General features: G+C 69.5%; 17 protein-coding genes and 6 tRNA genes. 11 read left to right on the top strand and 12 right to left on the bottom strand.

The genetic code is table 11. The annotated features are described in order from the left end of the window. Positions 1-73: 73 nt before the first annotated feature. From DN051_RS20870 to DN051_RS20845, 6 genes are all read left to right on the top strand, one after another. Positions 74-146, top strand: a tRNA-Glu gene (locus tag DN051_RS20870). A gap of 47 nt (positions 147-193) precedes the next feature. Continuing rightward, positions 194-268: transfer RNA gene (locus tag DN051_RS20865), tRNA-Asp, on the top strand. Positions 269-292: 24 nt separating this feature from the next. Beyond that, positions 293-369 (top strand) — tRNA-Phe (locus DN051_RS20860). 173 nt (positions 370-542) lie between these two features. Beyond that, entirely contained in the window at positions 543-4,520 is a 3,978-nt protein-coding gene (gene hrpA / locus DN051_RS20855; RefSeq protein WP_112439280.1) for an ATP-dependent RNA helicase HrpA, read from the top strand. Positions 4,521-4,612: 92 nt separating this feature from the next. Continuing rightward, positions 4,613-4,687 (top strand) — tRNA-Asp (locus DN051_RS20850). A gap of 121 nt (positions 4,688-4,808) precedes the next feature. Beyond that, complete coding sequence (locus tag DN051_RS20845) at positions 4,809-5,000, top strand: DUF6274 family protein (RefSeq protein WP_053763354.1); 192 nt, start codon at positions 4,809-4,811, stop codon at positions 4,998-5,000. Between the two features lie 458 nt (positions 5,001-5,458). On the opposite strand, the gene bldC is transcribed toward DN051_RS20845, so the two are convergent. Together bldC and DN051_RS20835 are read right to left on the bottom strand one after the other, a co-directional pair. Then, on the bottom strand, positions 5,459-5,665 hold the full coding sequence (gene bldC / locus DN051_RS20840; protein WP_003949541.1) for a developmental transcriptional regulator BldC: 207 nt from the start codon (positions 5,663-5,665) through the stop codon (positions 5,459-5,461). A gap of 510 nt (positions 5,666-6,175) precedes the next feature. Further along, positions 6,176-7,027, bottom strand: coding sequence for a DUF8083 family protein (locus DN051_RS20835; RefSeq protein ID WP_053763355.1), 852 nt, complete (start codon positions 7,025-7,027; stop codon positions 6,176-6,178). Between the two features lie 252 nt (positions 7,028-7,279). On the opposite strand from DN051_RS20835, the gene DN051_RS20830 reads away from it, so the two are divergent. Next, positions 7,280-8,371 carry a Leu/Phe/Val dehydrogenase gene (locus tag DN051_RS20830; RefSeq protein WP_053763356.1) on the top strand — a complete coding sequence of 364 codons (1,092 nt, stop codon included), beginning with the start codon at positions 7,280-7,282 and terminating at the stop codon, positions 8,369-8,371. A gap of 303 nt (positions 8,372-8,674) precedes the next feature. After that, complete coding sequence (locus DN051_RS20825; RefSeq protein ID WP_053763357.1) at positions 8,675-8,923, top strand: DUF3073 domain-containing protein; 249 nt, start codon at positions 8,675-8,677, stop codon at positions 8,921-8,923. Positions 8,924-8,992: 69 nt separating this feature from the next. On the opposite strand, the gene purM is transcribed toward DN051_RS20825, so the two are convergent. From purM to purS, 10 genes are all read right to left on the bottom strand, one after another. Then, positions 8,993-10,063 (bottom strand): phosphoribosylformylglycinamidine cyclo-ligase, encoded by a 1,071-nt coding sequence (gene purM / locus DN051_RS20820; RefSeq protein ID WP_053763358.1) that lies wholly within the window; start codon positions 10,061-10,063, stop codon positions 8,993-8,995. A gap of 75 nt (positions 10,064-10,138) precedes the next feature. Continuing rightward, positions 10,139-11,665 carry an amidophosphoribosyltransferase gene (gene purF / locus DN051_RS20815; protein WP_053763359.1) on the bottom strand — a complete coding sequence of 509 codons (1,527 nt, stop codon included), beginning with the start codon at positions 11,663-11,665 and terminating at the stop codon, positions 10,139-10,141. A gap of 61 nt (positions 11,666-11,726) precedes the next feature. Further along, positions 11,727-12,530, bottom strand: coding sequence for an META domain-containing protein (locus tag DN051_RS20810; RefSeq protein WP_112439279.1), 804 nt, complete (start codon positions 12,528-12,530; stop codon positions 11,727-11,729). Positions 12,531-12,590: 60 nt separating this feature from the next. Then, positions 12,591-13,388 (bottom strand): maleylpyruvate isomerase family mycothiol-dependent enzyme, encoded by a 798-nt coding sequence (locus DN051_RS20805; protein ID WP_112439278.1) that lies wholly within the window; start codon positions 13,386-13,388, stop codon positions 12,591-12,593. Between the two features lie 4 nt (positions 13,389-13,392). Beyond that, a complete protein-coding gene (locus DN051_RS20800) occupies positions 13,393-14,103 on the bottom strand; it encodes a M23 family metallopeptidase (protein WP_162624971.1) in 711 nt (236 codons plus the stop codon). Next, on the bottom strand, positions 14,019-14,324 hold the full coding sequence (locus tag DN051_RS47805; RefSeq protein ID WP_162624970.1) for a hypothetical protein: 306 nt from the start codon (positions 14,322-14,324) through the stop codon (positions 14,019-14,021). The genes DN051_RS20800 and DN051_RS47805 overlap by 85 nt, the downstream gene beginning before the upstream one ends. A 37-nt stretch (positions 14,325-14,361) precedes the next feature. Further along, positions 14,362-14,862, bottom strand: coding sequence for an ArsR/SmtB family transcription factor (locus DN051_RS20795; RefSeq protein ID WP_053763363.1), 501 nt, complete (start codon positions 14,860-14,862; stop codon positions 14,362-14,364). A 109-nt stretch (positions 14,863-14,971) separates the two neighbouring features. Next, complete coding sequence (gene purL, locus DN051_RS20790) at positions 14,972-17,230, bottom strand: phosphoribosylformylglycinamidine synthase subunit PurL (protein ID WP_053763364.1); 2,259 nt, start codon at positions 17,228-17,230, stop codon at positions 14,972-14,974. Then, positions 17,227-17,907 carry a phosphoribosylformylglycinamidine synthase subunit PurQ gene (purQ, locus tag DN051_RS20785; protein WP_053763365.1) on the bottom strand — a complete coding sequence of 227 codons (681 nt, stop codon included), beginning with the start codon at positions 17,905-17,907 and terminating at the stop codon, positions 17,227-17,229. The genes purL and purQ overlap by 4 nt, the downstream gene beginning before the upstream one ends. Further along, positions 17,904-18,167, bottom strand: a complete 264-nt coding sequence (purS, locus tag DN051_RS20780; protein WP_053763366.1) for a phosphoribosylformylglycinamidine synthase subunit PurS — start codon at positions 18,165-18,167, stop codon at positions 17,904-17,906. The genes purQ and purS overlap by 4 nt, the downstream gene beginning before the upstream one ends. A gap of 349 nt (positions 18,168-18,516) precedes the next feature. On the opposite strand from purS, the gene DN051_RS20775 reads away from it, so the two are divergent. From DN051_RS20775 to DN051_RS20765, 3 genes are all read left to right on the top strand, one after another. After that, positions 18,517-18,834, top strand: a complete 318-nt coding sequence (locus DN051_RS20775) for a histone-like nucleoid-structuring protein Lsr2 (protein WP_053763367.1) — start codon at positions 18,517-18,519, stop codon at positions 18,832-18,834. Between the two features lie 136 nt (positions 18,835-18,970). After that, positions 18,971-19,042, top strand: a tRNA-Gly gene (locus tag DN051_RS20770). Positions 19,043-19,122: 80 nt separating this feature from the next. Continuing rightward, positions 19,123-19,198: transfer RNA gene (locus DN051_RS20765), tRNA-Gly, on the top strand. The last annotated feature ends 70 nt before the right edge of the window (positions 19,199-19,268 follow it).

Raw genomic sequence — 19,268 nt, 5'->3', positions numbered from 1 at the left:
TGGCGATACCTCCCGCCATCCCATATGCTTCTCACGTCCCCGAGGCGCTGAAAAGCGCCCAGGCGGGCCGATAGCCCTCATCGTCTAGCGGCCTAGGACGCCGCCCTTTCAAGGCGGTAGCACGGGTTCGAATCCCGTTGGGGGCACGCAGTACGGTGTGCGACACTGGCTTCGCCGGTTCGCACACAAGCCTGGTCCTGTGGAGCAGTTTGGAGTGCTCGCCACCCTGTCAAGGTGGAGGCCGCGGGTTCAAATCCCGTCAGGACCGCTGGAGTTTCCTCGGAAACCCCGTGGCTGGGTAGCTCAGTTGGTACGAGCGTCCGCCTGAAAAGCGGAAGGTCGCCGGTTCGACCCCGGCCCCAGCCACCAGCACCGAACCCCCTCCGGGTCACCGGAGGGGGTTTTGTCGTGCACGGGGAGCGACGGCGGTCCGGCGCCGTGTGCCCGGCGCGGGCACGGTGTGCCGTACGTCACGGCGCGCGACCGGGCCGGTGCAAAAGCGTTCGCTTCCCGTTTCTCCGAAGTGCGATCCTGGAGGGCGTATGTCCAATCACCCTGCCCCCGCCCTCGGTGACCTCGCCCCCCGCCTGACCGAGTTGTCGCTGCGCGATGCGCACCGGCTCGGCCGGCGGCTCGAAGGTGCCCGCCGGATCCGCAAGCCGGAAGCCCGTGCCGCCGTCCTCGCCGAGATCGAGGCGGAGGTCGCCAGGGCCGAGGAGCGGATCGCGCTGCGGCGTGCCCACGCGCCCGCCGTCACCTATCCGCCGCAGCTGCCCGTCAGCCAGAAGAAGGACGAGATCGCCGCCGCCATCCGCGACCACCAGGTCGTGATCGTGGCCGGTGAGACCGGCTCCGGGAAGACCACGCAGATCCCCAAGATCTGCATGGAGCTCGGCCGCGGTGTCCGCGGCATGATCGGGCACACCCAGCCCCGCCGGATCGCTGCCCGCACGGTCGCCGAGCGGGTGGCCGAGGAGCTGGACACACCGCTCGGCGAGGCCGTCGGTTGGAAGGTCCGCTTCACCGACCAGGTCAACCCGGACGCCACCTTCGTCAAGCTCATGACGGACGGCATCCTGCTCGCCGAGGTCCAGACCGACCGCGAGCTGCGGGCCTACGACACGATCATCATCGACGAGGCCCACGAGCGGTCCCTGAACATCGACTTCCTGCTCGGCTACCTCGCCCAGCTGCTGCCCAAGCGGCCGGACCTCAAGGTCGTCATCACCTCGGCGACGATCGACCCCGAGCGTTTCTCCCGGCACTTCGGCGACGCGCCGATCATCGAGGTCAGCGGCCGCACGTATCCGGTGGAGGTGCGCTACCGGCCGCTCCTGGAGGAGGACGGCGACGACGCCGACCGCGACCAGATCACCGCGATCATCGACGCCGTCGAGGAGCTCCAGCGGGAGGGCCAGGGCGACGTCCTGGTCTTCCTCTCCGGCGAGCGCGAGATCCGGGACACCGCGGACGCGCTCAACAAGAAGAACTTCCGCTTCACCGAGGTCCTCCCGCTGTACGCCCGGCTGTCCCACGCCGAGCAGCACCGCGTCTTCCAGCCGCACACCGGCCGCCGGATCGTCCTCGCGACCAACGTCGCCGAGACCTCCCTGACCGTCCCGGGCATCAGATACGTCATCGACCCCGGCTTCGCCCGCATCTCCCGCTACAGCCACCGCACCAAGGTGCAGCGGCTGCCGATCGAGGCGGTCTCGCAGGCGAGCGCCAACCAGCGCAAGGGCCGCTGCGGCCGTACGTCCGACGGCATCTGCATCCGGCTGTACAGCGAGGACGACTTCCTCGCCCGCCCGGAGTTCACGGACGCGGAGATCCTCCGGACGAACCTGGCGAGCGTCATCCTCCAGATGACCGCGGCCGGCCTCGGCGACATCGAGAAGTTCCCCTTCATCGACCCGCCGGACCACCGCAACATCCGCGACGGCGTCCACCTGCTCCAGGAGCTGGGCGCGCTGGACCCCGCCCAGAAGGACCCGCGCAAACGCCTCACCGACACCGGCCGCAAGCTCGCCCAGCTCCCCGTCGACCCGCGGCTGGCCCGTATGGTCCTGGAGGCCGACAAGAACGGCTGCGTCCGCGAGGTGATGGTCATAGCGGCCGCGCTGTCCATCCAGGACCCGCGCGAGCGCCCCGCCGACAAGCAGACCCAGGCGGACCAGCAGCACGCCCGCTTCAAGGACGAGACCAGCGACTTCCTCGCCCACCTGAATCTGTGGCGGTACATCCGCGAGCAGCAGAAGGAACGCGGCTCGTCCTCCTTCCGCCGGATGTGCAAGCAGGAGTACCTCAACTTCCTGCGCATCCGGGAGTGGCAGGACATCTACAGCCAGCTGCGCACGGTCGCCAAGCAGATGGGCATCCACGTCGACGAGCAGGACGCCCCCGCCGACCGCATCCATGTCTCCCTGCTCGCCGGCCTCCTCTCCCACATCGGCATGAAGGACGTGAAGGAGTCCAAGGACGCCGGCCCCGGCGCCCGCAGGGACGGCGGACGCAACGAGTACCTCGGCGCCCGGAACGCCAAGTTCGCGATCTTCCCGGGCTCGGCCCTGTTCAAGAAGCCCCCGCGCTTCGTGATGTCCGCCGAGCTGGTGGAGACCTCCCGCCTCTGGGCCCGGGTCAACGCCCGGATCGAGCCCGAATGGGTGGAGCCCCTCGCCGAGCACCTGGTCAAGCGGACCTACAGCGAGCCGCACTGGGAGAAGGACCGGGCCGCGGTGACGGCCTACGAGAAGGTCACGCTGTACGGCGTCCCGATCGTCGCCCAGCGCAGCGTCGACTACGGCCGGATCGACCCCGAGCTCTCCCGCGAACTCTTCATCCGCAACGCCCTGGTCGAGGGCGACTGGCGCACGCACCACAAGTTCTTCGCCGACAACCGCAGACTCCTCACCGAGGTCGAGGAGTTGGAGCACCGCGCCCGCCGCCGGGACATCCTGGTCGACGACGAGACCCTCTTCGACTTCTACGACCGGCGGATCCCCGACCACGTGGTCTCGGGCGCCCACTTCGACTCGTGGTGGAAGCGCAAGCGGCAGGAGCAGCCGGACCACTTGGACTTCGAGCGCGAGATGCTCATCCGGGAGTCGGCGGAGGCGGTCACCAAGGCCGACTACCCGGACTCCTGGCGGCAGGGCCCGCTGAAGTTCCGGGTGACGTACCAGTTCGAGCCGGGCGCGGACGCCGACGGCGTGACCGTGCACGTCCCGCTCCAGGTGCTCAACCAGGTCACCGACGAGGGCTTCGACTGGCAGATCCCGGGCTTGCGGGAAGAAGTGGTCACCGAACTCATCCGCTCGCTGCCCAAGCCGATCCGCCGCAACTACGTACCGGCGCCGAACTTCGCGAAGCGGTTCCTGGACACGGCGGTCCCGATGCAGGAACCGCTGACGACGACGATGGCGCGCGAGCTGAAGCGGATGGTCGGTGTCCCCTTCACCGCCGACGACTTCGACTGGGCGAAGGTCCCCGACCATCTGCGCATCACGTTCCGGATCGTCGACGAGCGGCGCCGCAAGCTGGCCGAGGACAAGGACCTGGAGGCGCTCAAGCTCCAGCTGCGCCCGAAGGCCCGTCAGGCCCTGTCCCAGGCCGCCGCGGCGAGCGCGGAGCGCCAGGGCGGTGAGTCCGTCGAGCGCAAGGGTCTGACCGACTGGACGATCGGCGCCCTCAGCCGGGTCTTCGAGACCCGCCGGGCCGGGCAGCCGGTCAAGGCGTACCCGGCGCTGGTCGACGACGGCGACACGGTGTCCGTGCGCCTGTTCGACACGGAGGCGGAGCAGGCCGAGGCGATGTGGCGCGGCTCGCGCCGGCTGATCCTGCGCAACATCCCGGTCAATCCCGCGAAGTTCGCGTCCGAGAAGCTGACCAACGCCCAGAAGCTCGCCCTGTCCGCCAACCCGCACGGTTCGATCCAGGCCCTGTTCGATGACTGCGCGACGGCCGCGGCCGACCGGCTGATCGCGGACTTCGGGGGCCCGGCGTGGGACGAGGAGTCGCACCGGAAGCTGTACGACAAGGTGCGGGCGGAGATCGTCGACACGACGGTCCGCACCGTCGGGCAGGTGCAGCAGGTCCTCGCCGCCTGGCAGGCCTGTGAACGCCGTCTGAAGGCCGTACGGAGCCCTGCGCTCCTGCCGAACCTCCAGGACGTGCGCGGGCAGCTGGACGCCCTCGTGAAGCCCGGTTTCGTCACGGAGACGGGGCTGCGGCGGCTGCCCGACCTGATGCGCTATCTGATCGCGGCCGACCGCCGGCTCCAGCAGATGCCGACGAACGTCCAGCGGGACACCACGCGTATGGAGAAGGTCCGGGAGATGCAGGACGAGTACGCCTGGCTGCTGGAGCAGATGCCGCAGGGCCGTCCGGTCCCGTCCTCGGTGCTGGACATCCGCTGGATGATCGAGGAGCTCCGGGTCAGCTATTTCGCCCACGCCCTGGGCACGGCGCACCCGGTCTCCGACAAGCGCATCGTGAAGGCGATCGACGCCGCGGTGCCGTGATCGGCCCCGCACCCTGAGTGAGTTCGACCAGGCCCCCGCACTCCTGTACAGTCTCTTCTCGCAGCGCAACGCAACAAAGCGCGGCGAAACCTGGTCCTGTGGAGCAGTTTGGAGTGCTCGCCACCCTGTCAAGGTGGAGGCCGCGGGTTCAAATCCCGTCAGGACCGCATCAGTAAGAAGCCCGGGTTCTTCGGAACCCGGGCTTCTTCGTGTGCCTTGACGGCGTCACATTCACTCGGTACTCAGAGAGCAGGGCAGCGTTCCGGCACGGCCTCCCGGAGGTGGCACATGGCGGCATCGGCCAGGCACGAGACGCGAGCGTTGCTCCGCGCGCACCTCTCTGCCGCAACGTCGTACCGCCATCTGACCCGGCACTGTCCGATCTGCCATCAGCTGCTGCGGCTGGCGATGGACTCCGCTCCCCTCGCGGCCGAGGCGCCGCAGGAGGGCGTCGAGGACGAGACCCCCTCCACCGCGTGACGCCGGCGACGCGAGGGCCTCGACAACCGTCGGCCCGCCCGGGACTGGAACGCGTGCCTCCATTAGCGTACCTATGCCAGAGGCAACAAGTGGGCCGTCATGTGACGGGTGTCACCGCATGAGTTTTTGAAACCCCGGTACTTACCCCACACCTACAACTGGTCAATTTAATATGTGCAATTGCACTACCAGGATGGGGCTTCCACGGCGGATCCGACGACCCTCCCCAGACTCCGACAAGCCCGCGCACGGACCCTCGCGGAGAGGCGAAACAGGGGCACAAAAAAGATCGCGCCGGACTCGGCGGAGTCCGGCGCGATCGACGACGCACCCGGTTTCAGTTGCCTGAAGGGCTTGGGCGAGGGCCCTGTTGGGGCAGGACCCACGTCGCTTGGAGCTTGGTTCCGGACGTCTCGGCAGGTTGGGGGACCGTCCGATGTGTCCGGTTATTCAGTTGTTCAGGCCTCGCTGCGCTGCTGCGGGATACCCGCGAGCAGTGCGCGGACCTCGGCCTCGCGGTAGCGGCGGTGCCCGCCGAGCGTGCGAATCGAAGTGAGCTTGCCGGCCTTCGCCCACCGCGTCACGGTCTTCGGGTCGACGCGGAACATCGTGGCGACCTCAGCCGGGGTCAGCAGCGGCTCGGCATCAGGGGTGCGAGCGGTCATGAGCGGCCTCCTCGGGAGAACCGAACCTTCTCGGTTCTTTCCTCTAAATTCTGCACCTTGACCCGCGTTGCCCGAAATGGCGGACGCGAGTCGAGTCGGTTATAGGACGAACGGCTTGTCCTCGGCACTACAACTACACCATCTGTCCAGCCGCGTCGGCCAAACCGATGGAATTGCCCTCCCAGGTGTTCATCAGCGACGGAAGCCGATGGACCATGCCATAGCGGACAGTCACGCCACTGTGACGATCAGTCACAGGACGATCAGGAGTCACCAGACCCCCTATAGCGTGCAATGCGGAGAATCCGCCCATAGTTGAACACACGGGACGGATGGAGCCCTCCCCGGACTCCTTGTCCTATTTTGGCACGAGGGGGGTCAAGGGACGCAAGGGCCGTGTAAGTGCGCTCCATCACGTTTGTCGCGTGCGTCACACACTTGACATAAACACCCAGATCGGGCTTCACGCCCAAGGTTGACGCGCCGTAATGTGCGTCACAGAACAGTACGTCAGTTCGCCGAACGCAGGTCGCGCACCGAGCGCCAGCGCTGCACGAGCCGGCCGTAGGCCTCGCCCGCGGCGACCCCGTCGCCGTTGCGCAGCGCCTCGATGCCCTCGGCCACGTCGGCCGCCGAGTGGTCGCCCTCGAGATCGCCGGACGGCAGGGCGTGCACCAGCCCGCCGTAGTCCAGCTCCACCAGCGAGCGCGGATGGAACTCCTCCAGCCAGCGGCCGACGTCCACCAGGCCGTCGATCAGCGGGCCCTCGTCCATCGCGTTCTTCAGGGTGCGCAGGCCCCGGGCGACCCGGCGCCGGGCCTGCACCATCGGGGTGCGGTACCGCAGCACCGGCACCGAGTCCTCGGTGCCGCCGGCACCCTTGCCGTACTCCCGCTCCTCGTCCGAGACCAGTACGAACCAGGTCAGCGGCACCTGCCAGGTCGCCGTGCGGATCCAGGGCCGGGCGTCGGGGTTGATCGCCAGCCAGCGCTCGTAGTCCTGGGCCGCCTGGCGGCGCACGACGGCGGGCAGCGCGGCCTCCAGGAGAAGCGGCGGGTAGTCCGCGGTCAGCTCCCCGAGGGCCCGCCAGCCGCGCAGCCGGGTGCGCCAGGGGCAGATGTGGATCACCCCGTCGGACTCCAGCACAAACGCGTCGCCGCTCTCGTGCACCGGCACCGGCACCGGCGGGGTGGGCAGCAAGTCGGCCAGGGAGCGGCGGAGTTCGTCCTGGTAGGACGGGTGGCCGGTACGGCGGGCGTAGCGCGCCCATTCGCCGCGCTCCGGCTCGGGGAAGGCGGCCAGCGGCTCGTACACGCGTAGATACGCCGCATACGGGACGATCACCGAGGACACCTTGGGCACGCCTGCTCCCTCCCCCGCCGGCTGCCGCGGAAACCTGCGGAACCCGCCGACAAACCCACGGGAAAACTATGCAAATCGTCGCACGGAACTACTCCGTCAGTAGGTGATCCTGAGCACTGCCCGGCCGGTGGGGCTCAAAGGCTCTAATCTCATGCTCACGGCATCCGCCGCACTCCCCCACCGCCACAAGCGTGGGGGGATCCCGGTGGAGCCCCGTCCCAACCGCCGCTTCTTACATCAGGAGTCACCACAGTGACCGAGGTAACCGACGGCGTCCTGCACACCCTGTTCCACTCGGACCAGGGGGGTCATGAGCAAGTCGTGCTCTGCCAGGACCGTGCCAGCGGCCTCAAGGCCGTCATCGCCATCCACTCCACAGCGCTGGGCCCCGCCCTCGGCGGAACCCGCTTCTACCCGTACGCCAACGAGGCGGAGGCCGTGGCCGACGCGCTGAACCTCGCGCGTGGGATGTCGTACAAGAACGCCATGGCCGGGCTGGACCACGGCGGCGGCAAGGCCGTGATCATCGGCGATCCCGACCGGATCAAGTCCGAGGAGCTGCTGCTCGCCTACGGCCGGTTCGTGGCCTCGCTCGGCGGCCGGTACGTCACCGCCTGCGACGTCGGCACCTACGTCGCCGACATGGACGTCGTCGCCCGCGAATGCCGCTGGACGACCGGCCGCTCGCCGGAGAACGGCGGCGCCGGCGATTCCTCCGTGCTCACCGCGTTCGGCGTCTACCAGGGCATGCGGGCCTCCGCCCAGCACCTGTGGGGCGACCCCTCGCTGCGTGGCCGCCGGGTCGGCATCGCGGGCGTCGGCAAGGTCGGCCACCACCTGGTGGAGCACCTGCTGGCGGAGGGCGCCGAGGTCTACGTCACGGACGTGCGCGAGGAGGCCGTACGGCGGGTCACCGAGCGGCACCCCGAGGTGCGGGCCGTCGCCGACACCGACGCGCTGATCCGCGTCGAGGGGCTGGACGTCTACGCCCCCTGCGCGCTCGGCGGCGCGCTCAACGACGACTCGGTGCCGGTGCTGACCGCCAAGGTGGTGTGCGGCGCGGCCAACAACCAGCTCGCCCACCCGGGCGTGGAGAAGGACATCGCCGACCGCGGGATCCTCTACGCGCCGGACTACGTGGTGAACGCCGGTGGCGTCATCCAGGTCGCCGACGAGCTGCACGGCTTCGACTTCGAGCGGTGCAAGGCGAAGGCGGCGCGGATCTACGACACCACGCTGGCAATATTCGCACGTGCGAAGGAAGACGGGATTCCGCCGGCCGCCGCCGCGGACCGGATCGCGGAGCAGCGGATGCACGACGCCGCCGCGGCCCGGGGACGGTGACGCTCCGCGAGGGTGCCTGACAGGTTTGGGCGGTACCTGCCGGTGGGCAGTTGGAGACAACTCTCACTTCCACCGGCGGGTCGTCCGCCAATAAGTGGTTAAAATCGCCACTGACCAGCGAGGACGGGGCGCCTCGCAGGTCCTGTGCACACGCCCTTCCTGCGGGCGACGTACCGTATGGGCGTGGGCTCAGGTACCGTGGAAGCCCTACGGACCGGTCTCTCCACGGAGAGCCCGTTCCGGATCATGAACGCGTGTCAAGACTCTGGGGCCGTCGAGCCCCGTCGTTGAGGGGGTCGAGCCATGGGGCGCGGCCGGGCCAAGGCCAAGCAGACGAAGGTCGCCCGCCAGCTGAAGTACAACAGCGGTGGGACAGATCTCTCACGCCTGGCCGAGGAGCTGGGCGCATCGACGTCGAATCAGCCGCCGAACGGCGACAGTTTCGAGGACGATGAGCAGGACGACGACCTGTACGCACGGTACGCCGACCTCTATGAGGACGACGAGGAGGACGAGGACGACCAGTCCTCGCAACACCGTCGAGGCGCTTGACCTTGCACTGAGCATCGCCCCGGTCGGTGACTTCGGTCACCGACCGGGTTCTGTGCTGTCCGCTCGGTCTCAGCCGGCGTAGTCACCGACGAGCGCGGCACCGGTGGTGTGCTCGCCCCGTTCCGTGATCTCACCGGCGACCCAGGCGTCGACCCCGCGGTCGGCCAGTGTCGTCAGGGCCACCTCCACGGACTCCTCCGGCACGATCGCGATCATGCCGACGCCCATGTTGAGGGTCTTCTCCAGCTCCGCCCGTTCGACGTCACCGGTCCGGCCGACGAGGTCGAAGACGGGGGCCGGCGTCCAGGTGGTGCGGTCGACGACCGCGTGCAGCCCGTCGGGGATGACACGGGCCAGGTTGGCCGCGAGTCCGCCGCCGGTGACGTGGCTGAAAGCGTGCACCTCAGCCGTGCGGGTCAGGGCCAGGCAGTCCAGCGAGTAGATCTTCGTGGGCTCCAGCAGCTCCTCACCGAGGGTGCGGCCGAACTCGGCCACCTGGGTGTCCAGCGCCATGCCCGCGCGGTCCAGCAGGACGTGCCGGACGAGCGAGTACCCGTTCGAGTGAAGACCGGACGAGGCCATGGCGACGACGGCGTCACCCGAACGGATGCGATCCGCGCCGAGCAGCCGGTCGGCCTCCACGACGCCCGTACCGGCGCCGGCGACGTCGAAATCGTCCTCGCCCAGCAGACCGGGATGTTCGGCCGTCTCGCCGCCCACCAGGGCGCAGCCGGCCAGCACGCAGCCCTCGGCGATGCCCTTGACGATGGCGGCCACCCGCTCGGGGTGGACCTTGCCGACGCAGATGTAGTCGGTCATGAACAGCGGCTCGGCGCCGCACACCACGATGTCGTCCATGACCATGGCGACCAGGTCGTGGCCGATGGTGTCGTAGACGCCCATCTGGCGCGCGATGTCGACCTTGGTGCCGACGCCGTCCGTGGCGGAGGCCAGCAGGGGGCGCTCGTAGCCCTTGAGGGCGGAGGCGTCGAAGAGGCCGGCGAAGCCGCCGAGGCCGCCCAGGACCTCGGGGCGGCGGGTCTTCTTCACCCACTCCTTCATCAGCTCGACCGCGCGGTCGCCCGCCTCGATGTCGACGCCTGCGGCCGCGTAGGAAGCACCGGTGGTTGTCTCAGACATTGCCTGGGATCTTTCGGGTTGGTTCGGGGGTCTTACGGGGGGAGCGCCCCCGACCCCCTGGACGTGCGGGCGCCTCTACGGCCGGCGGATCGCGTCGGCGGCGGCCGTGGCGGCGGGCCCGGCCGCCAGCTCGGTCTCCAGAAGCTGCTTGCCGAGCAGCTCGGGGTCGGGGAGTTCCATCGGGTACTCGCCGTCGAAGCAGGCGCGGCACAGGTTGGGCTTGGCGATGGCGGTCGCCTCGATCATGCCGTCGAGGGAGATGTACGACAGGGAGTCGGCGCCGAGGGAGGTGCCGATCTCCTCGATGGTCATGCCGTTGGCGATCAGCTCGGCGCGGGTGGCGAAGTCGATGCCGAAGAAGCACGGCCACTTCACGGGCGGCGAGGAGATCCGGATGTGGACCTCGGCCGCGCCCGCCTCGCGGAGCATGCGCACCAGGGCGCGCTGGGTGTTGCCGCGCACGATCGAGTCGTCGACGACGACCAGGCGCTTGCCCTTGATGACTTCCTTCAGCGGGTTCAGCTTCAGACGGATGCCGAGCTGGCGGATCGTCTGCGAGGGCTGGATGAAGGTCCGGCCGACGTACGCGTTCTTGACGAGACCGGCGCCGAAGGGAATGCCGGAGGCCTCGGCGTAGCCGATCGCGGCGGGGGTGCCGGATTCCGGGGTGGCTATCACCAGATCGGCGTCGACGGGCGCTTCCTTGGCCAGGCGGCGGCCCATCTCGACGCGCGAGAGGTACACGTTCCGGCCGGCGATGTCGGTGTCCGGGCGGGCCAGGTACACATACTCGAAGACACAGCCCTTGGGCTTCGCATCCGCGAATCGGGAGGTGCGCAGGCCGTTCTCGTCGATCGCGAGGAACTCGCCCGGCTCCACCTCGCGGACGAAGCTGGCGCCCACGATGTCGAGGGCGGCGCTCTCGGAGGCGACCACCCAGCCGCGCTCCAGGCGGCCGAGGACCAGCGGGCGGATGCCCTGCGGGTCACGGGCGGCGTAGAGCGTGTGCTCGTTCATGAACACGAGGCTGAACGCGCCCCTGACCTGGGGAAGGACCACGGGGGCCGCTTCTTCCACGGTCAGCGGCTTGCCGTCGGCGTCGACCTGGGCGGCGAGCAGCGCCGTCAGGAGGTCGGTGTCGTTGGTCGCCGCGACCCGGGTGGTGCGGCCGTCCTGCTTGGGCAGGTCGGCGACCATCTCGGCGAGCCGGGCGGTGTTGACCAGGTTGCCGTTGTGGCCGAGCGCGATGGAGCCGTGCGCGGTGGCACGGAACGTCGGCTGGGCGTTCTCCCACACCGAGGCACCGGTGGTCGAGTAGCGGGCGTGTCCGACCGCGATATGACCTTGGAGAGAACCGAGCGAGGTCTCGTCGAAGACCTGGGACACGAGGCCCATGTCCTTGAAGACGAGGATCTGGGAGCCGTTGCTGACCGCGATTCCCGCGGATTCCTGGCCCCGATGTTGGAGGGCGTAGAGCCCGAAGTACGTGAGCTTTGCGACCTCTTCGCCCGGAGCCCAGACACCGAAGACGCCGCAGGCGTCCTGGGGGCCTTTTTCGCCGGGAAGCAGATCGTGATTGAGTCGACCGTCACCACGTGGCACGGCTCCGAGTGTAGGCGAGATCGACCACTGGTCCGAATTGGGGATACCGGACAGTAATCGATCACTGTTCGGCCGTCGCCGTCACACTTTCGCCGTTTTCGCTGGTCAGAGTGAGTGTGCGGTGATCCAGGCGGTAGCTCACCGTGCTGTCGAAGAGGCGCAGCATGCGCATCTCGGTGTCCATGAGTGAGGCGTCGCACATCATGCGCGTGGTGGCCGCGGTGCCCAGGGTGATGCGGCCGTCGCGCACGGTGGCGTCGGCGTTGAACTTGTTGCACGCGAGCCGGCCGTCGACCCGGCCGGCCTTCTCGTCGAAGGTGAGGTACGCCCTGCCCTCGGCCTCCTTCGGCAGGGACTGCGCGACCTCCCCCTGGCCGAGGGACGTCACGGTCCACTTCGTGCCCTTGAGTGGGGCGGCCTTCTCCTCGGAGAGGCGGACGGTGTCGCCGGTGTCGGTGGTGAGGGTGAGGCGGCCGTCGGTGACCTGTGTCCTGAGCGAGCCGTCGGCGAGCGTGCGGGCCAGGGTCTCCTCGAAGGTCATCGGGGCGTCCTCGCAGGCCATCTCGGTCACCGTGGCGTCGCCGATCCGGACGCGGTCGCCGTCGAAGGCGGCCTTGGCGCTGAAGTGGTTGCAGCCGTAGTTGCCCTGGGCCCGGCCGCTGTCGTCGATGGTGACGTGCGCGTCGGTGGGTGCGTCGTGCTTCTTGCCGTCGACGGTGACGCTGTCGACGGTCCAGTGCACGCCGGTGAGGGGTTTCTGCGCGTCGGCCGACGTACTGCCCGCCTGCTCGGTGCCGCAGGCCGCGGCGAGCGGGGCGAGAACGAGGGCCGCCGTGAGCGTGATGCGCTGCGTCTGCCTGTACATGCCGATTCGACGGGACGAGTGGGGTGATTGGTTCCCTGCGGACGTCGGACCGTGCGCGGCTCAGCGCATCAGGGGCAGGAACTCGGCCAGATCCGCCCGCTCCCCGCCGGCGCTGACCACGGCCTCCCGGAGGGCCTCGGCCCAGGACAGCCGGCCGGTGGCGAGCCGGATCCAGGTCAGCGGGTCGGTCTCCACGACGTTGGGCGGAGTGCCGCGGGTGTGCCGGGGGCCCTCGACGCACTGCACCACGGCGTACGGCGGGATGCGCACCTCGGTGGAACCGCCGGGTGCCCGCACGGCCAGCGCGTCGGCGAGCAGCCGGGTGGCCGCGGCCGTCGCCTGGCGGTCGTAGGGGATGTCGAGGCCCGGAACGGCGGCGTTGAGGTCGTCGGTGTGGACGACGAGTTCGACGGTGCGGGTGACGACGTAGTCGGCCAACGGGAGGGCGCCCGCGCCGGTGGGCAGCAGCCGGGTGCCGGGGTGGGTGTCGAGGTCGGCGACGAAGCGCTCCTCGGCTGCGGCGAGCCGGGCGTCCGGGTCGGGGTGCTCGGCGGCCGGCCGGCGGGCGGTGCCGGCGATGTCCGGGGCCTCGGCGCCGATCGCGAGGGGCCAGTCGGTCAGGCGGGCGGTCTGCCGTGCGGGCTCCGGCTCGCGCAGGAGCAGGTCGACCGCCGTGAGCGCCATGCCGGTGTGCGCGATCAGGTCGCGCACCGTCCAGTCGCCGAGGCGGGTGGGAAGGCCGAGCCGGTCGGGTCCGAGGGTGCGGACGGCCTGCCGTACATGGCCGAACTGGGTCAGCACGGCCGCGCGGGTCCTGGCGGGATCGTAGGTACGGGGGCGCTTCTTGGCCGGTGGCATGGCGTCAGCCTAGGGTGCGCGGCGCGCGGCCGGATTCCGGGCCGGCGGCCCCGTCGGGCGGCTCGGGCACCTCGAACACCTCGCCGTTGCGCGGGACTCCGACGCCGTGCCAGGTGAAGGGGAGGCCGCGGGCACCGTCCGGGTCCGGGGCGTCCATCAGCTGGAAGTGCAGGTGCGGCTCGCTGGAGTTGCCCGAGTTGCCGCACCGGGCGACGACCCGGCCGGCCGGCACCCGCTCGCCCTCGCGCACGGTGAGCGAGCCGTGCCGCAGATGGGCGTAGAGCGCGTAGGTGCCGTCGCCGAGGTCGAGCACCAGGTGGTTGCCGACGATACGGCCGGCTCCGAGGACGTCGCGGACCGCGCCCTCGACCAGCATCAGGTGGAGCAGGCCCGGCACGGACGTGCGGCTCAGATGGTCGCGCTGCCGGTCGGTGGCGCGGACGACGGTGGAGTCGGCCACGGCGAGCAGCGGGGCGCCGAAGCCGGGGAAGTCGCGGTTGCGCCGGGCCAAGGGCCACAGGGAGCGGAAGCCGGGGCGGGCGCCGGGCGCGGGCTCGGCGACGATGTCGATGGCGTACGTCTGCCCGTAGGCGTGGGTGCCGTGGCTGGGGGTGCGCTCGGCCGGGCTGTTCAGCGCCGACCAGCGGCCGGTGACCGGTGGGGCGACCGCCCTGGGCGGCCGGCCGCGCGGGCGCTGTCGGGGGCGCCGCCCCATCGATTGACCACGGTGACCAGGGCGTACGCGAGGACGAACGGTGCGAAGTTCCACCAGGCCGGGTAGCCGAGGTCCGCCACCGCATGGGCGGTCACCAGCCCGACGAAGGTGATCACCAGGCAGCGGTGGACCGTCATCGCGATCTTGCGGGCGCCCCGCGCACGGGTGGTGACCGAACCGGACTCGACGGCCACGGCAGGTCTCTCAGGTGCCTCGTGCATCGCTCCCCCTGGGATCGGCGTAGGCGGTCGGACCCCGTCAGGGCCGGGTCGTCGCGAGGGCGACCAGCAGCGGCACCACCCGTCCCGGCGGTACCTGGTGCCGACCGCGGCCGGCCGCGTGCAGCCAGCCCGCGCCGGTCAGCTGGCGCAGGTGGTGGTAGATCTGGCCGGTCGTCCCCACCCCGTCCAGCTCGGCGAGTTCGGCCGCGGTGCCCCGGCCGGCGAGGATCTCGCGCAGCAGCCGCAGCCGGACCGGGTGACCGAGCGCGGCGAACGACTCGGCGGCCGGTGTCCAGTCGTCGGCGAGCAGTCCCTCGGTGAGGGCGCCGTGCTGCCACTCGTAGTGCTCGCCGGTCGGCAGGGTCACGGCCCCGGTGAACAGGACGCCTCCGTCGGCGGCGGCCAGCCGGGCCAGCTGCTCCTTCAATCCGCTGAGCGCCCAGAAATCGCCGTCGTCCAGGGCGGGTGCGGTGCGCCGCTCCTCCTCCAGTGCCGCCAGTCGGCGTTCGAGGTCGGCGACGCGCTGTTCGAGGTCCACGGCCCAGAGATTACGGAAGTACGTAATTACGTGCAAGCACTTCCGGCTGCGGTGACGACGAAGCCCCCGCCGGGCGGACCGGGCGGGGGCTTCGACGACAAGCGGGTGATCAGGCCAGCAGCGCCGGGATCGTCGCCTCGTGGACCTCGCGCAGCTCCGTCAGGGAGAGCGCGAACTCGCCCTGGACCTCCACCGAGTCGCCGTCGACGACACCGATACGGGTCGCGGGCAGACCGCGCGCTCCGCACATGTCGTTGAAGCGGACCTCCTCCGAACGCGGCACGGCGACCACCGCGCGCCCCGCGGACTCCGAGAAGAGGAACGTGAAGGCGTCGAGTCCGTCCGGTACGACCAGACGCGCGCCCTTCCCGCCGAGCAGCGCCGACTCGACGACCGCCTGGACCAGACCGCCGTCCGACAGGTCGTGCGCGGAGTCGACCATCCCGTCGCGGGAGGCGGAGATCAGGATCTCCGCGAGCAGCCGCTCACGCTCCAGGTCGACCTCCGGCGGAAGACCGCCGAGGTGGTCGTGGACCACCTGGGACCAGGCCGAACCGCCGAACTCCTCACGCGTGTCGCCGAGGAGGTAGAGCAGGTGCCCCTCCTCCTGGAAGGCGACCGGAGTGCGGCGCGCCACGTCGTCGATCACGCCGAGTACCGCCACCACCGGCGTCGGGTGGATGGCCGCCTCGCCGGTCTGGTTGTACAGCGAGACGTTGCCGCCGGTCACCGGGGTGCCCAGCTGCAGACAGGCGTCCGCCAGTCCGCGCACGGCCTCCGCGAACTGCCACATGACCGCCGGGTCCTCCGGCGAGCCGAAGTTCAGGCAGTCGGACACCGCGAGCGGCTTCGCGCCGGTCGTGGCCACGTTCCGGTAGGCCTCCGCGAGGGCCAGCTGCGCGCCCTTGTACGGGTCGAGCTTGGCGTACCGGCCGTTGCCGTCGGTCGCGATGGCGACGCCGAGGCCGGACTCCTCGTCGATGCGGATCATGCCGGAGTCCTCGGGCTGGGCGAGGACGGTGTTGCCCTGCACGAAGTGGTCGTACTGCGAGGTGATCCACTTCTTGGAGGCCTGGTTCGGGGAGCCGACCAGCTTCAGGACCTGGTCCTTCAGCTCCGCCGACGTCTCCGGCCTGGGCAGCTTGTTGGCGTCGTCCGCCTGGAGGGCGTCCTGCCAGGTGGGGCGGGAGTACGGCCGCTCGTAGACCGGGCCGTCGTGCGCGACGGTGCGCGGGTCGACGTCGACGATCTTCTCGCCGTGCCAGAAGATCTCCAGCCGGTCGCCGTCGGTGACCTCACCGATGACGGTGGCGATGACGTCCCACTTCTCGCAGATCTCGAGGAAGCGGTCGACCTTCGCCGGCTCCACGACCGCGCACATGCGCTCCTGCGACTCGCTCATGAGGATCTCCTCGGGCGAGAGCGTCGAGTCGCGCAGCGGTACGTCGTCGAGGACGACCGTCATGCCGCCGGAGCCGTTGGAGGCCAGTTCGCTGGTCGCGCAGGACAGGCCCGCGGCGCCCAGGTCCTGGATGCCGACGACGAGCTTCTCCTGGAACGCCTCCAGGGTGCACTCGATGAGCAGCTTCTCCTGGAAGGGGTCGCCGACCTGGACGGCCGGGCGCTTGGAGGGCTTGGCGTCGTCGAACGTCTCGGAGGCGAGGATGGAGGCGCCGCCGATGCCGTCGCCGCCCGTCCGGGCCCCGTAGAGGATGACCTTGTTGCCCGCGCCGGACGCCTTCGCGAGGTGGATGTCCTCGTGCCGCATGACGCCGATGGCACCGGCGTTGACCAGCGGGTTGCCCTGGTAGCAGGAGTCGAAGACGACCTCGCCGCCGATGTTGGGCAGGCCCAGGCAGTTGCCGTAGCCGCCGATGCCGGCGACGACGCCCGGCAGGACGCGCTTGGTGTCGGGGTGGTCGGCCGCGCCGAAGCGCAGCGGGTCGACGACGGCCACCGGCCGCGCGCCCATCGCGATGATGTCGCGCACGATGCCGCCGACGCCGGTCGCGGCGCCCTGGTAGGGCTCCACGTACGACGGGTGGTTGTGCGACTCCACCTTGAAGGTCACGGCGTAGCCCTGGCCGACGTCGACGACGCCGGCGTTCTCGCCGATGCCGACCAGCAGGGCGTCGGACCGGGGAGCCTTCTCACCGAACTGGCGGAGGTGGACCTTGGAGGACTTGTACGAGCAGTGCTCGGACCACATGACCGAGTACATGGCGAGCTCGGCGCCGGTCGGGCGGCGGCCGAGGATCTCGACGACCCGCTCGTACTCGTCCTTCTTCAGCCCGAGCTCGGCCCAGGGCAGCTCGACGTCGGGGGTCGCGGCCGCGTTCTCGACCGTGTCCAGAGGCGTCCTGCTCATGCGTTGACCAGCTTCTTGAGGATCGAGGTGAAGAAGGGCAGGCCGTCGGTGCGGCCGGTGCCGATGAGCGATTCGACGGCGTGCTCGGGGTGCGGCATCAGGCCGACCACGTTGCCGGCCTCGTTGGTGATGCCGGCGATGTCGCGCAGCGAGCCGTTCGGGTTGAAGTCCACGTAACGGAAGACGACCCGGCCCTCGGCCTCCAGCATGTCGAGGGTGCGCTCGTCGGCGACGTACCGCCCGTCCATGTTCTTCAGCGGAATACGGATCTCCTGGCCGGCGGTGTAATCGCTGGTCCAGGCGGTTTCCGCGTTCTCCACGCGCAGCTTCTGGTCGCGGCAGATGAAGTGCAGGTGGTCGTTGCCGAGCATCCCGCCGGGCAGCAGATGCGCCTCGGTGAGGATCTGGAAGCCGTTGCAGATGCCGAGGACCGGCAGTCCGGCCTTCGCCTGCTCGATGACGGTCTCCATCACCGGCGAGAAGCGGGAGATGGCCCCGGCGCGCAGATAGTCGCCGTAGGAGAATCCGCCGGGCAGCACGACGGCGTCGACCTGCTTCAGGTCCTTGTCCTTGTGCCAGAGGGCGACGGGTTCGGCGCCGGCGAGTCGGATCGCGCGCTGCGTGTCCCGGTCGTCGAGGCTGCCCGGGAAAGTGACGACGCCAATACGAGCGGTCACTTCGCGGCCTCCGCGACTTCCTCCACCTTGACGGTGAAGTCCTCGATCACGGTGTTGGCGAGGAAGGATTCCGCGAGCTCGTGGATGCGGGCGAGCGCGGCCTCGTCGACCGGCCCGTCAACTTCCAGTTCGAATCGCTTTCCCTGACGTACGTCGGAGATCCCGTCGAAACCCAGCCGCGGCAGTGCGCGCTGCACCGCCTGGCCCTGGGGGTCGAGGATCTCCGGCTTGAGCATGACGTCGACTACGACGCGTGCCACTGGCACTCCCGGTGTGTGGTGCTGAGCAGGTTCCTTCAGACTACCTGCACAAAATTTCTACGCGGGTAGAGTTGTAGGAAGCTACGGAGTGATCGTCACGATCCGGCATCGGAGGCGGGCGTTCACGAAAAGTTCCGGGAAAGATCCAGGATCCGCACGCGATGGCTATTGCGCCGGGACACGCGGAGAGATTTAGTCGGGCTTCACATTGCTTTGCCAAGCACTGTACAAATGAATTGGCAATAGCTGATACTTTCCCCGATAACTGGCGGACAGCCGACATCTCCGTGGCATCTCCCGACGCCCTGGCGCGTCATCACAGAGGTGCCGCACGAAGGGACCGATATTCGTGGCGCAGCGTGTCGTGGTCACTCTCTTTGACGACATCGACGGCTCGGAAGCGGCGGAAACGATCGCCTTCGGACTCGACGGCAAGTCGTATGAGATCGACCTGAACGAAACCAATGCCAAGAAACTGCGTAAGGCGCTCGCGCCCTACGTGGAGGCCGGCCGCAAGCGGTCGAGGTCCGGCAAGGCCTACCGGCAGACGGAGATCGCCCCCGACCCGGCGGCCGTCCGCGCCTGGGCCCAGGCGAACAAGATGGAGGTGCCCGCGCGGGGCCGGATCCCGAAGAAGGTCTACGAGGCGTTCGCCGCGGCTCAGTGAGCCCGCCCGTCGGCCGCGGCCGACGGCCGCTCACCCGCCCCTCGGAACAACCGACTTGCACAGCACCCCAGGTGATCAGCTAGAGTCTGGAGCACGCCGAGGGGCAAGGCCGAAAAGCCCGGCCCACGGAGTACATGCGGGTGTAGTTCAGTAGTAGAACATCCCCCTTCCAGGGGGAAGGCGCAGTGTGCGATTCCTGTCACCCGCTCTGCATCGCCGGACCTACCACTCCTGTGGATCAGGTAGGCTGGTGCTCGCGCCGATCGGTGAAAGCCGGTCGGAGGCAATGCGGACGTAGCTCAGTTGGTAGAGCGCAACCTTGCCAAGGTTGAGGTCGCGAGTTCGAGCCTCGTCGTCCGCTCCATCGTGAAGGCCCCGGTCATCGACCGGGGCCTTCGGCGTGTGGCCCTTCCCCTCTGACATTTGTCATGGCG

This window comes from Streptomyces cadmiisoli, from assembly GCF_003261055.1.
Lineage (GTDB): Bacteria > Actinomycetota > Actinomycetes > Streptomycetales > Streptomycetaceae > Streptomyces > Streptomyces cadmiisoli.
Note: the sequence above shows the minus strand (reverse complement) of the source record. Positions and strands in the feature narration are given on the sequence as shown.

Bases quoted from the DNA above. Each gene is read 5' to 3' on its own strand.
- bldC (WP_003949541.1), bottom strand. From the start codon at position 5,665: ATGACCGCTCGCACCCCTGATGCCGAGCCGCTGCTGACCCCGGCTGAG.
- DN051_RS20805 (WP_112439278.1), bottom strand. From the start codon at position 13,388: ATGCCACCGGCCAAGAAGCGCCCCCGTACCTACGATCCCGCCAGGACC.
- DN051_RS20845 (WP_053763354.1), top strand. From the start codon at position 4,809: ATGGCGGCATCGGCCAGGCACGAGACGCGAGCGTTGCTCCGCGCGCAC.
- DN051_RS47805 (WP_162624970.1), bottom strand. From the start codon at position 14,324: ATGCACGAGGCACCTGAGAGACCTGCCGTGGCCGTCGAGTCCGGTTCG.
- DN051_RS20825 (WP_053763357.1), top strand. From the start codon at position 8,675: ATGGGGCGCGGCCGGGCCAAGGCCAAGCAGACGAAGGTCGCCCGCCAG.
- hrpA (WP_112439280.1), top strand. From the start codon at position 543: ATGTCCAATCACCCTGCCCCCGCCCTCGGTGACCTCGCCCCCCGCCTG.
- DN051_RS20810 (WP_112439279.1), bottom strand. From the start codon at position 12,530: ATGTACAGGCAGACGCAGCGCATCACGCTCACGGCGGCCCTCGTTCTC.
- purM (WP_053763358.1), bottom strand. From the start codon at position 10,063: ATGTCTGAGACAACCACCGGTGCTTCCTACGCGGCCGCAGGCGTCGAC.
- DN051_RS20800 (WP_162624971.1), bottom strand. From the start codon at position 14,103: ATGGGGCGGCGCCCCCGACAGCGCCCGCGCGGCCGGCCGCCCAGGGCG.
- purL (WP_053763364.1), bottom strand. From the start codon at position 17,230: ATGAGCAGGACGCCTCTGGACACGGTCGAGAACGCGGCCGCGACCCCC.